Source organism: Blastomonas sp. CCH1-A6, from assembly GCF_001556365.1.
Lineage (GTDB): Bacteria > Pseudomonadota > Alphaproteobacteria > Sphingomonadales > Sphingomonadaceae > Blastomonas > Blastomonas ursincola.
On the sequence record NZ_LSIS01000213.1, the window covers coordinates 1 to 11819 of the forward strand.

Sequence of the window (11819 nt, forward strand, 5' to 3'; positions counted from 1 at the left end):
TTGTCCGTGTATGACCGATAGATAGGAAGCAATTATATTGTGTGCAATATAATTGTCCGCGAAGAGGTCACATTTTTTTCGATCAATCCCTTCGCGTGATCGTCTCGTGCAGCCGGGCGACCAGAATGCCCGATTTGCGGATCGACATGCGGTTCTGGACCGTGCGGCCATCGGGCATGGCGAACAGCCATTGGTGCGCGGTCAGATCGCCCTTCATGCGAAAGCGCAGTTCGAGGCAATTGCCGCGCACCGCGCCCTCGACCGGACCTGCCGCATCGGACAGACTGCCGGCATAGCGCCCCGGCGCGACCTCGCGCAGCCGCCACTGGCGCGTGGTGGCCTTGCGGCCTGGCTCGGTGATGATCTGGTCGACCACGATCGTTCCGTCTTTTGCCTGGTGACCGGTGCTTTGGACATGCACCGGACGTGTCTTGCGGAACACGATTTTGAGCCGCCCCTCGCCCGCACTCGCTCCAACAAAGGCGCGCGCGACATCGAAAGTGGGCGCGTCGCTCGCGAGGCCCGCGCGCCCCGATGCGCCGACACAGCCGGTCAGCGCCAGCAGGGTCGAAAGCAGCGGGAGCAGCGCGCGCGTCATCGCATCAGGCTAGCCCAGATCGGGGCGAGGCTCCAGCGGATCGCCCAGAGCATTTTCGCGAACTGCCCCGTTGATCTCGTACGGCGCTTGCGTCACTAGGCGGCAGGCGCCTGCCGCTACGGCTATCACGCTGCAGGGGGCAAGGCACGACCGGGGGTAGGATGACCAAGGCAAGCCAGGCGTCGCGCGCGCGCGAGCCATCGACCGCGCATCTCGGCTGGATGGCGCGCGCTCTCTATGCGCTGCTGATGTTCATCTATCGCCGCCACCGGTTCACGGCAGTGGGCACGCCGCCGCTCGACCGGCGTTATGTCATCATCGCGGTGCCGCATACCAGCAACTGGGATTTTCCCAATTACATGGGGGTGACGCGCGAACTGGGGCTGCAGACGCATTTCATGGCCAAGACCTCGCTGTTCCGCTGGCCGTTCGGCAATTTCATGCGGCAGATGGGTGGCGTCCCCGTCGATCGCAGCGCGGCGGGCGACATGGTGCAGCAGATGATCGCCGAATTCGCCACCCGCGAGGACTTCATCCTGACGATCGCGCCCGAAGGCACGCGCAAGACCGTCGACGCCTGGCGCACCGGATTCTACCGCATCGCGCATGGCGCGGGCGTGCCGATCGTCTGCGGGTTCATGGATTATGGCAACCGGCGCGCAGGGCTGGGCCCGGTCATCCACCCCACCGGCGATTACGAGAAGGACATGGCCCCCGCCTTCGCCTTCTATTCGGCGATGGCGGGGCGCAATGCGGTGCACAAATAGCGCCTGCGGCGCCAGGGCCGTTCAGCCCTGATGCGCGAGATCGGGGCGGCCGAGATCGCCCTGCCCCACCGTGCTGCTCGCCATTTCGAGCATCCGGTCGAGCGACTTCTTTGCCTGGAGGCGCAGTTCCTCGTCCAGCTCGATGCGCGGCTCCAGGTCGCGCAGCGCGACATAGAGCTTTTCCATCGTGTTGAGCGCCATGTACGGGCAGATGTTGCAGTTGCAGTTGCCGTCCGCGCCCGGCGCGCCGATGAACGTCTTTTCCGGCACCGCCTTTTCCATCTGGTGGATGATGTGCGGCTCGGTCGCGACGATCACCACCTCGCTCGGCGTTTCCTTGGCGAATTTCAGGATCGCGCTGGTCGATCCGACCATATCGGCATGGTCGATGATGTGCGCCGGGCATTCGGGATGCGCGGCGACCGGCGCATCGGGATATTGCGCCTTGAGCTTGAGCAACTCGGTCTCGCTGAACGCCTCGTGCACGATGCACACGCCCGGCCAGAGCAGCATCTCGCGGCCCAGCTTGCGCTGGAGATAGCCGCCCAGATGCTTGTCCGGGCCGAAGATGATCTTCTGGTCCGCAGGGATCTGGCTGAGGATCTTTTCCGCCGAGGACGAGGTGACGATGATGTCGCTCAGCGCCTTCACCTCGGTCGAACAGTTGATGTACGTCAGCGCGATATGGTCGGGATGCTGCGCGCGGAACGCGGCGAACTTGTCCGGCGGGCAGCTGTCCTCGAGCGAACAGCCCGCGTCCAGGTCCGGCAGCACGACGATCTTGTCGGGCGAGAGGATCTTGGCGGTCTCGGCCATGAACTTGACGCCGCAAAAGGCGATAACGTCCGCATCGGTCTCCGCCGCGATCCGCGACAGTTCCAGCGAATCCCCGACGAAATCGGCGAGATCCTGAAGTTCGGGCTTCTGGTAGTAATGCGCCAGGATGACCGCGTTCTTCTCCTTGCGCAGCCGGTCGATTTCGGCGCGCAGGTCGAGGCCTGAGAGATTTTCGCGGGGTTGTGCAGTCATGGCATTTCCTCAACACGGGGCACCCATGCCCCTCGCGCCCCTGTCTAGACGTGCGGCAAGCCAAGGGCAAATGGTCGATGGCGCGTTACATGGGGGGCGGCGGCGGAAATGCCATACCTGCAATGACTTCGCCCGGATGCCCTGCGACCGTCCAGGCATAGATCGCATCGCCCAGCGCGGTCGGCGCGATCAGGTTGACCACCGGGATCGGCAGCGCGATCGCGACCATGCCCCACAGATAGGCGGGATGGAAACGGATGCCGTGCCGCCAATCGCGGACGATCCCCGCCACCGGAAAGATCAATGCGACCAGCAGCGGGATTTCCCAGGCGTGCGGGACCAGCAGCGGTGTCGGCAGCAGGCGGCCAAGGCCGGGGTTGAGCAGGCTGGTCATGGCGCAGAGCTGCAGCCGCATATGCCAGTCCGGCTGATGCCGCAGCCGAAGCGCAGCGACGATCAGACATCCGAACATCAGCAGGTTGAACGGATTGGCGATCAGGAAATGCTGCGGCTGGAAGAAGAACGGGGTGATGCCGCGCTGCACCACATCGATGGTGATCCAGAAACCGAGCGCCATCATCAGCACCACCCAGACGGCGGTGATCCGCCCGAGCAGGCGGTGCGCGCTGTGCGGCCCCTGCACCGCCAGCCAGGCCTGGGCAGTGAACAGCAGCACCCAGCCCATGAACACCACGCCGTGCACATGGACCAGCGGCCGCGCGGCAAAGGTCGATCGCCCCATGGCGAGGTGCAGGCTGAAGCCCGCAACCACGACCAACGCCATGATGGTCGCCGACCAGGCATAAAAGGGTTCGGCCTCAGCCGAACGTTGTCGCAGAACGCCGGTAACCGCCATGTTTCGACTCCCCCCGGACCCGGCGGGAGCATAACGCGGAACCAGCGATTTACGAAATGCTGTTTGCGGCCTCGGGCGCGCCTGCGACCAGCTGCCACAGATCGCCATCGCGCGCCACCGCGCCGCGATGTTCCAGGTCGATCAGATGCGCCAGCACCGACCGGCCCGCCGCGCCGTAAAGCCGGGTGTCGATGCCCTTGTACATCTCCGGCACCATCGCGGGGATAGTTTGCGGCCCCGCCTCGAGCTGGCGCAGCACCTGGCGTTCGCGCTGCTTGCGATGCCCCATCATGCCGCGCACGAGCTGCGCAGGGTTCTCGACCGCGGGCCCGTGCGCAGGATAGTAGATGCGGTCGGAGCGTTCCTGCAGCTTGGCGAGGCTTTGCATATAGGCCGCCATGTCGCCATCGGGCGGCGAGATGACGCTGGTCGACCAGCCCATCACATGATCGCCCGTGAACAGCGCGCCGCTTTCGACTAGCGCGAGGCACAGATGGTTGCTGGTATGGCCAGGCGTCGCCACCGCCTCGATGGTCCAGCCGGTGCCCGAAACGCGCTCGCCATCGGTCAGCACCCGGTCGGGTGCGTAGGTCGTGTCGAACGCCTCGTCGGCGCGCGGGCCATCGTCGGACAGGATCAGCGGCGCGCAACCGACGATCGGTGCGCCGGAGCGAGCCTTGAGCGGCGCGGCGGCGGGGCTGTGGTCGCGATGCGTGTGCGTGCACATGATCGCCGCGATGCGGGCATCGCCCACCGTCGCCAGGATCGCCGCGATATGGTCCTCGTCCGCCGGACCCGGATCGATCACCGCGACATCGGGGCCGTTGCCGACCACATAGGTCTGCGTGCCGGTATAGGTGAACGGCGAGGGATTGCCCGCCAGCACACGGCGAACAAGCGGTTCTATCGTCTCGGCAAGGCCGGTCGGCAGGTCAGCGGGCAGTTCCATGCGCTCTAGTTGGCACCTCTGGCACTCAAACGAAAGGGGCTGCGCAACTTTTGCCGCGCAGCCCCTTTTGGTCGGTCGATCGGTAGCGCTTACCAGGTCCGCGCCGGAGGAGCGGGCGGTTCGGGCGCTTCGGGCGGCTCCGGAATACGGCTCATCTCGCGCCTGACCTCTCCCATGTCGCGGCGGACATCCCGGCGAACCTGACGGCGCGCCTCGGCCAGGCCAGCCCGCATTTCGCGCAGGCCTTCATCCAGCCCGCGCAGCGCTTCGGCGCGGTCCTCGGCGCTCAGGTTCGGGTTGCGACGGATTTCGGCGCGCGCGCGTTCCATCGACTTGCGGCCTTCGGCCATGCCGCGCTCGATCTGGGCTGCGATCTCGGCCTCGTCGGGCATCACCTGGCCGCAGGTGACAACCTTGGTGCGCGTCACCTGGCCATTGCGCGTTTCGGTCTGGGTCATGAACGCGGTCGACTTCGATTTGCCTTCGCAATCGGTGGTCTGGATGCGCAGCGTATGATTGTCACCCAGCTCGATGATGTTTTCGCCAGGCTTGCCATTGCGCACCATGACCCGCGAGGCATGCGCATAGGCGCTGGCGCTGCGGCGCTCTGCCTCGCTGGCAGCCCAGGCCGCCTGCCCTGCGGCACGGTCCGCTTCGGCGCGTGCGCGATCCGCCTCGGCCAGAGCACGATCCGCGCCGGCAAGCGCGCGGTCGGCCTCGGCGCGCGAGCGTTCGGCTTCGGCGGCCATGCGGTCGAGTTCCTTCTGGCGCGCCGGGCGGTTGAGGCGGAGCACCACCTTCTTCCCGTCGTCACGGCGCAGCGTGTACACATAGACGCCGTCATCGACCTTGACCGACGGTGCTGCAGGCGCCTCCGGCGCGTCAGGCGCATCCGGAGCGAGCGGCGCTTCGGGCGTTTCGGGCTCGACCGGCTGCACCGCATAGCTCACCGTCGCGGTCATCGCCATCGCGGTGACCAGACCGCCACCGATCAGCGAAGCGCCCAGCCATTTGCGGCCTTTCGACGTTTCCGACTGCTTCATGATCTTGAGCCGCTCGACGATCTTTTCCTTGGGGTTCAGGGGGCTGGCAAAGGCCAGCGTGTGGCCGGTCGCCGCCTTGGCGATGGCGCGGGCATAGGCCAGCCGCTCGGCGCTGGTGCGGCGACGCAGCACGCGGGCATCGCACGCCGCTTCCTGATCGAAGCGGAAGGCGCGCCAGGCCATCCAGGCGATCGGGTTGAACCAGTGCAGCGACAGCATCGCCAGCGCGGCGAAATTCGCCCAGAGGTCGCCGGCGCGGTGGTGGCTGCGTTCATGTGCCAGCGCCAGCTCGCGCTCGACCGGGTTGTAATCGCGGGTGAAGCCGATCGGCAGCGCGATATAACGCTGCCACAGGCCGAAGGCGAAGGGGCCGGAAATGCCCGCAATCTCGATCACACGAATGTCGTCGATCCGCGCGACCTCGACTGCATCCTCGAGCAGCTCGCGCCGGTTCTGCAGATAGGCGGAAAGCTGCGCGATCAGGAAGATCGCTGCGCCGCACAGCCACACCGTCACGCCGATCGCGAACCAGTCGGCATCGGCGAGCAGGCTCTGCACCAGGCTGGGCTCGGGCATCGCATCGGCGGGGGCGGCCATTGCGGCCGGGATGATCGTCGCGGTGCTGTCGACCGTGCCCGAGGCGACCGGCGCGACCGGCGCGCTCACCTTCACCTCGATGGTCCTGGTCAGCGGCGGCATCAACAGTCGCGCCAGCGGGATTGCCCAGAGCGCATAGGCCAGTTCCGCGCCGAAATGCTTGGCCACCGGGCGACGCAGCACCAGCACCAGCGCCATCAGCGCGGCGGTGACGATCAGCGTATCGACCAGCCACTGCCCGGCGACGCCGTGTGCAAAATCGCTTAGCGATTCAAATGCGAGCCATTCCCCGATCATGACTTCAACTCCCCGATCAGCCGTTCGATCTCGGCCAGGTCCTCCGCCGTGAATTTCTGCTGTTCCGCCAGATGCGCGATAAGCGGCGCGGCGCGGCCGCCGAACAGCCGATCGACCAACCGCCGCGATTCATCGCCGACATAGTCCTCGCGCGCCAATATCGGGCTGTAGAGATAGCGGCGGCCGTCCTGATCATAGGACACCGCGCCCTTATTGGTGAGCCGCGAGAGCAGCGTCTTGACCGTCTGCAACGACCATTCGCGCGCATCGGCCAGCGCGTCCGCCACCTCGGTCGCGGTCAACGGAGCGCGCTGCCACAGCACCTCCATCACCGCATGTTCCGCATCACTGATCCGTTCGGGAGCCATCGAATCGCCTTCACCTTGTTGCAGGAGATACGACTACGGGTGTAATCGATTCGACTACGGGTGTAAACGGTGATTTTTTGGTACCCCGACCACGGCAACCACTTACCGGCAGTGGCGAGAAACAGAAAAAATTCCAATAAAACCAATCAAATATAAATCAATCCACCAGCAACTACAACGTTTATTCCCAAGCATTTTGAAAGGTTTGATGCTTGATATGTTGAATTTTCCGGGTTAACAAAAATGTCTTATTCCGTGAATGAGGAAACGATCAAATGTACGCGGCCAACAGACGATTGAGGACCTCGGAAGAGAACTTTGCGATTGTAATCAGCTGGGAAAGTAATTTAGCGCTTGCTGATTTTGCCCAAATTTTCAAAGATTTAGACAATATATTCCGAGTTGCGACACGAGAAGTGACACCTCGATTGAAGGGTGCGAACAGCAAGCGGGGAGAAGCTGCGCTAACAGTCAGCGATGTGCGCGCTGGATCGCTTGAGATCCTTCTCAATCCCTATTTTAGCGGCGTGGTAAGCAGCCTAGCCGCGGCAGCGATCATTGCGGTTTTTACATATACGCTTCGCCGTACAAACGGCAAAAGAGGGCCAAACGATAGCTCACCCTTGGACATGGTTTCCAATGAGACGATATCCGAACAAAAGCTTCGGGAAGCTGCCAATGCCACTGTAGGTGGTACTGCAAATTATCGAAAAAGCCTCAGGCAAACATCCGTCACATTTGGACTGAACATTTCAATCAAAATCAAAGGCAAGACGATCTACTTGAATGATGACTAACGAATTAGATAGGCAAAGCAGCGTACATTAAATCGCCCGGTCCTTGCCTACAACCCCGCCTTGCCCAGCGCCCGGTCCAGGTCCTCGATAACGTCGTCGACATCCTCGAGGCCGACATTGAGCCGCAGCATGTCCTCGGTGATGCCGACCGCGAGCCGCGCCTCTTCGCCCAGGCCATGGTGCGTGGTCGAGCTCGGGTGCGTCATCAGCGAGCGCGAGTCGCCGATATTGTTCGAGATATCGACCAGCTCGAGCGCATTCAGCAGCGCGTGGGCGCGTGCCCTGCCACCGCCGACATAGAGCGAGAAAATCGGCCCTGCGGCCTCCATCTGCGACATCGCAAGGTTATGCTGCGGATGGCTTGCCAGGCCCGGATAGTTGACCCGTTCCACGCGGCCCTCAAGAAAGCGCGCGACCTTCAGCGCATTGTCGCTCTGGCGGCGGATGCGCAGGTCGAGCGTCTCGAGCCCCTTGAGCACCACCCAGGCGTTGAACGCGCTCAGCGTCGGGCCGGTATTGCGGGTGAAGGGCAGCAGCGTGTTGGTGATGAAATCCTCGGTGCCGCAGACCGCGCCGGCGAGCACGCGGCCCTGCCCGTCCATCATCTTGGTCGCGCTATAGGCGACGACATCCGCGCCATATTCCATCGGCCGCTGCAGCACGTTGGTGGCAAAGGCATTGTCAACGACGCTCACGATCCCGTGCGCGCGGGCAATGTCGCACACGGCCTTGAGGTCGATGATATCCATCGTCGGATTGGCGGGGGTTTCGAAGAAGAACACCTTCGTGTTCGGGCGGATCGCGGCCTCCCACTGGTCGAGCTCGCGCCCGTCGATGATCGTGGTCTCGATGCCGAACCTGGGCAGCAGCGTGTCGGTGAGCCAGCGGCACGATCCGAACAGCGCGCGGCTGGCGACGACATGGTCGCCCATCTTGAGCTGGCAGAGCAGGGCGGCCGTCATCGCGGCCATGCCGCTCGCCATGCAGCGCGTGGCCTCCGCGCCCTCCATCAGCGAGATGCGCTTTTCCAGCATCTCGACTGTGGGGTTCTGCAGCCGGCTGTAGGTCATGCCGTCCTGCTCGCCATTGAAGCGCGCGGCGGCATCCTCCGCGCAGTCATAGGCAAAGCCCGAACTGAGGAACAGCGCTTCTGAGGTCTCGCCGAACTCGCTGCGCGCGGTGCCGCCGCGGATCGCGCGGGTGGCAGGGCGCCAGCGGCTGGTGATGGCGGGGTCTTGTCCGGATCTGCGCTTCATGGGGATAGCCTGTGAACGATGAAAAACCGGGCGCTATATGCGCGCGGATGCGGGCGGGGGGAAGCGGGAATTGCGCCCCAGGTCAGCGGGTCGAGGTCCGCCCCCGCTCCGGCGCTTCCTCGGATGCGATCGCCTGCGGGCTGATCGAAACGCCATGCAATCGCCAGCGCCCCTCAACCCACTGGAAATAGAAGTCGAAGAAGATCGCGGTGGGCCTCAGGCCGAAATAGCCGCGCACGCGGATCACGCCCGGCTCCACCACCGAGGGCGGCTCGGTATAGGTGGGGGCGAGCAGCAGCGCGTTGGACAGATCGACGCGGCTTGCGCGAATGCTGGCGAAGATCTCGCCCAGCCGCGCGGCATTGTTCATCACCTGAAAGCCCGGCGAGGAAATGTCGCGCAGCACCGAGTAGTTGCCCGAAAGATTGGCATGGTGCACCGCCGTCATGGTCGACCAGAGCAGCTTGGCGAGTTCGAGCTCGCTCGGCACGGGTTCGACCGAGATTGGCGGTTGCGCAGCCTGGGGCGCAGTCTGCGCCATGGCTGTAGCGGGCAGCACCAGGGCCGCAGCGGCAAGCAAAAAGGCCGGGACAAAACGCCCCGGCCAGAAGTTCAAACCTGTCATACCCGTCCTTACCAGGCGATCTGGAAGCCGCCGCGCGCGCCCACCGAACCGCTGTTGAAGCCGGTACCGATACCGGCGGAAACCGAAGCGTTCTCCCCGACCCGGGCGGTGATCGCCATGGTCAGCGAGGCCTGGTCCTCATAATAGCCGACACCGCCCGACAGCGCAAAGTTGGTGCCCGCCGGCAGCGCGGGCGATTCCATCGCCAGCGCCATGGCGACGCCCTCGTTCGCCCGGTTGATCGCCCGCCGGTTGATCTCGGTCAGGTCGAACAGCGTGTTCACCTGGCCGGTGAGCGCAGTGACCTGCGCATTGGTGGCGAAATTGCTCACCGCAGGCCCTGCGCCCAGCGTGCCGCTGGCATCGGTGGTGACGATCGAGGTGGTGCCCGATTGCGCCGCGGTGCTGGCAGCAAGATCGCCGATCGTCACCGAGCTTCCCGTGCCGCCCAGCTTGATCTGGTTGGCGCGGTTGGCGGTGGCACCATTGCCGATCGCGACCGAGTTGGTGAACGCCGCCGAGCTCTGATTGCCGATGGCGATCGCACCGGAGCCCGAGGCGATCGCCGCTTCACCCACCGCGACCGAGCGGACCCCCGATGCCACGGCGAGATGGCCGAGCGCGGTGGCGCGTTCCGCCGTTGCTTCCGATCGCCAGCCATAGGCGGTGGCCGCCGTTGCCGTCGCCAGCGCCTGGCCGCCGACGGCGGTGGTCGATGCACCAGTGGCCTGGGTCGCGCGGCCCGAAGCACCGTCGCGATTGCCGCCGATGGCGATCGCATCGCCGCCGCTGGCAATCGCAGTGTTGCCGATGGCGACCGAATTGGTACCGCTGGCGACCGAGAGATTGCCCATCGCGACGCTGACCTCGCCCGAGGCCGTGGCCGAGGAACCGACTGCTGTCGAACGCACGCCGGTCGCATTGGCGAGATGACCGAGCGCGGTGGCACGTTCGGCCACCGCATTGGCCTGCCAGCCAAAAGCGGTCGCACCTTGTGCCGTGGCCGTTGCCCGGCTGCCTATCGCGGTCGCATTGGCGGCGGTGGCCGAGGCGCTCAGCCCCATCGCCACCGCCTCTAGACCGGTCGAGCGCGCGTCGTTGCCGATGGCGATGGCGCCGGTACCCGATGCCACTGCCCCCAGCCCATCGGCATCGTCACCGTCCTCGCCGATCGCGATCGAACGCGCGCCGGTCGCGCGCGAGTTGGAGCCATAGGCCGCCGATCCAGCACCGAGCGCCTGGGCGTCCGCGCCGACGGCGGTCGAGCCCGACGCGATCGCACCCGCACCGATCGCGGTCGCTCCGGGGCTCAGCGCCTGCGCGTCAGTGCCGACGGCTGTTGCATCGACCGCGCTGGCCACGGCGCTGTTGCCCACGGCCACCGCGTCTTCCGCGCTTGCCCGCGCACCGACGCCCACTTGCGTACTGTCGACACCCGTGCCGATGCCTGCACCCGGAGGCGCGGAGGCGACCGCGATCAGATTGCCCGCCGAATCGATGGTCAGGAAGAACTGCTGGCCTGCCGGGACGATCCCGGCCAGACCGGCAAAGCGATAGCTGTGATTGGCTGCGCCAAGAACGAACTGGTTGTTCGCGGTTGCGACCGATCCATTGCCGATGGCGACAGAGTTGATAAAGGCTCCGGTCGAAGCCAGATTGCCGATCGCGATCGAGAAATCGCCGCTTGCCGTCGCGCTCTTGCCCAGCGCCAGTGAGCGCACGCCGCCCGCTACCGCCTGGTGCCCGACCGCCAGCGACAGTTCGCCGGTCGCCCGCGCCTGCCAGCCGAAGGTCTGCGATCCCCGGCCCGAAGCCACCGCTTCGCCGCCGACCGCTGTGGCGTGGAAGCCCGAGGCATTGGCCTGGTCACCGATCGCCACCGAATCCTCATCGCCTGCGCTCGCCAGGTTGCCGATCGCCACCGACGTGCCGAGCGACGCGGTGTTGGCGCTGTCGGTCGTGGCCTGGTTGCCGATGGCGACCGAATTGGTGGCCGAGGCGACGGCGCTCTTGCCGACGGCGGTCGAACGCACGCCCGTCGCCTGGGCCTGGTGCCCTGCCGCGAGCGAGAGTTCGCCCGAGGCGCGCGCCTGCCAGCCGAAACTCTGCGCACCGCGCCCCGATGCGACCGACTCACCGCCCACCGCCGTGGCATGGAAGCCGCTGGCATTGGCGAGATCGCCGACCGCCACCGAATCCTCGTCGGTAGCGCTGGCCTGATTGCCGACAGCAACGCTGGTCAGCGCGGTCGCGTTGGCGGCCTCACCCACCGCCAGCGATCGTACGCCCGTGGCATTGGCAAGGTGGCCCAGCGCATGCGCGCGCTCGGCATCGGCATTCGAGCGCCAGCCAAAGGCGGTCGCACCGGGGCCGAAGGCATCCGCCTCGCCGCCAATCGCGACGGTCGAATTGCCGATCGCCCGTGCGCCCGTTCCGGCATCGTCGCCGCCGATGGCGAGCGCGTCGATCCCTTCGGCCCGGGCATTGTCGCCCGCCGCGATCGCCGATGCGCCGGTGGCCGTTGCGCCTGCCTGGGTGCTGTTGACCGCAAAATAGTTGAGCCGCGCGGCATTGGCCGTGGTGGTGGCGGCGACCGCGTTGAGCTGGCCGACATTGACCGCATCAGTCAGCGCCGTG

At 65.6% G+C, this 11819-nt stretch carries 11 protein-coding genes; 2 read left to right on the plus strand and 9 right to left on the minus strand.

What is annotated here, in order from left to right; all coding sequences use genetic code 11:
• Nucleotides 1–82 precede the first annotated feature (82 nt).
• Nucleotides 83–598 (minus strand): DUF3833 family protein, encoded by a 516-nt coding sequence (locus AX735_RS09365; RefSeq protein ID WP_066278975.1) that lies wholly within the window; start codon nucleotides 596–598, stop codon nucleotides 83–85.
• 161 nt (nucleotides 599–759) lie between these two features.
• Between AX735_RS09365 and AX735_RS09370 the strand changes: the two genes are divergently transcribed.
• The gene (locus tag AX735_RS09370) at nucleotides 760–1365 is read left to right on the plus strand and encodes a lysophospholipid acyltransferase family protein (RefSeq protein WP_066278978.1); all 606 of its coding nucleotides are present in this window, start codon (nucleotides 760–762) and stop codon (nucleotides 1363–1365) included.
• Between the two features lie 21 nt (nucleotides 1366–1386).
• Here the strand turns inward: AX735_RS09370 and nadA are convergent, their stop codons facing one another.
• From nadA to AX735_RS09395, 5 genes are all read right to left on the minus strand, one after another.
• Nucleotides 1387–2394 carry a quinolinate synthase NadA gene (gene nadA, locus AX735_RS09375; protein ID WP_066278983.1) on the minus strand — a complete coding sequence of 336 codons (1008 nt, stop codon included), beginning with the start codon at nucleotides 2392–2394 and terminating at the stop codon, nucleotides 1387–1389.
• A gap of 85 nt (nucleotides 2395–2479) precedes the next feature.
• The gene (locus AX735_RS09380) at nucleotides 2480–3250 is read right to left on the minus strand and encodes a hypothetical protein (RefSeq protein WP_066278989.1); all 771 of its coding nucleotides are present in this window, start codon (nucleotides 3248–3250) and stop codon (nucleotides 2480–2482) included.
• A 49-nt stretch (nucleotides 3251–3299) separates the two neighbouring features.
• Nucleotides 3300–4199 (minus strand): MBL fold metallo-hydrolase, encoded by a 900-nt coding sequence (locus AX735_RS09385; RefSeq protein ID WP_066278996.1) that lies wholly within the window; start codon nucleotides 4197–4199, stop codon nucleotides 3300–3302.
• Nucleotides 4200–4288: 89 nt separating this feature from the next.
• Entirely contained in the window at nucleotides 4289–6136 is a 1848-nt protein-coding gene (locus AX735_RS09390) for a M56 family metallopeptidase (RefSeq protein WP_066278998.1), read from the minus strand.
• Nucleotides 6133–6504 (minus strand): BlaI/MecI/CopY family transcriptional regulator, encoded by a 372-nt coding sequence (locus AX735_RS09395; protein WP_060979086.1) that lies wholly within the window; start codon nucleotides 6502–6504, stop codon nucleotides 6133–6135. The genes AX735_RS09390 and AX735_RS09395 overlap by 4 nt, the downstream gene beginning before the upstream one ends.
• A 275-nt stretch (nucleotides 6505–6779) precedes the next feature.
• Here AX735_RS09395 and AX735_RS24990 point away from each other — a divergent pair, with 275 nt between their 5' ends.
• Nucleotides 6780–7301 (plus strand): hypothetical protein, encoded by a 522-nt coding sequence (locus AX735_RS24990; protein ID WP_137775904.1) that lies wholly within the window; start codon nucleotides 6780–6782, stop codon nucleotides 7299–7301.
• 47 nt (nucleotides 7302–7348) lie between these two features.
• Here AX735_RS24990 and AX735_RS09400 read toward each other — a convergent pair whose 3' ends face one another.
• The 3 genes from AX735_RS09400 to AX735_RS09410 all read right to left on the minus strand — a co-directional run.
• On the minus strand, nucleotides 7349–8557 hold the full coding sequence (locus tag AX735_RS09400) for a trans-sulfuration enzyme family protein (RefSeq protein ID WP_066279003.1): 1209 nt from the start codon (nucleotides 8555–8557) through the stop codon (nucleotides 7349–7351).
• Nucleotides 8558–8639: 82 nt separating this feature from the next.
• On the minus strand, nucleotides 8640–9182 hold the full coding sequence (locus AX735_RS09405) for a hypothetical protein (protein WP_066279008.1): 543 nt from the start codon (nucleotides 9180–9182) through the stop codon (nucleotides 8640–8642).
• 8 nt (nucleotides 9183–9190) lie between these two features.
• On the minus strand, nucleotides 9191–11819 hold a 2629-nt coding region (locus tag AX735_RS09410), incomplete at its 5' end, for a YadA-like family protein (protein ID WP_066279010.1).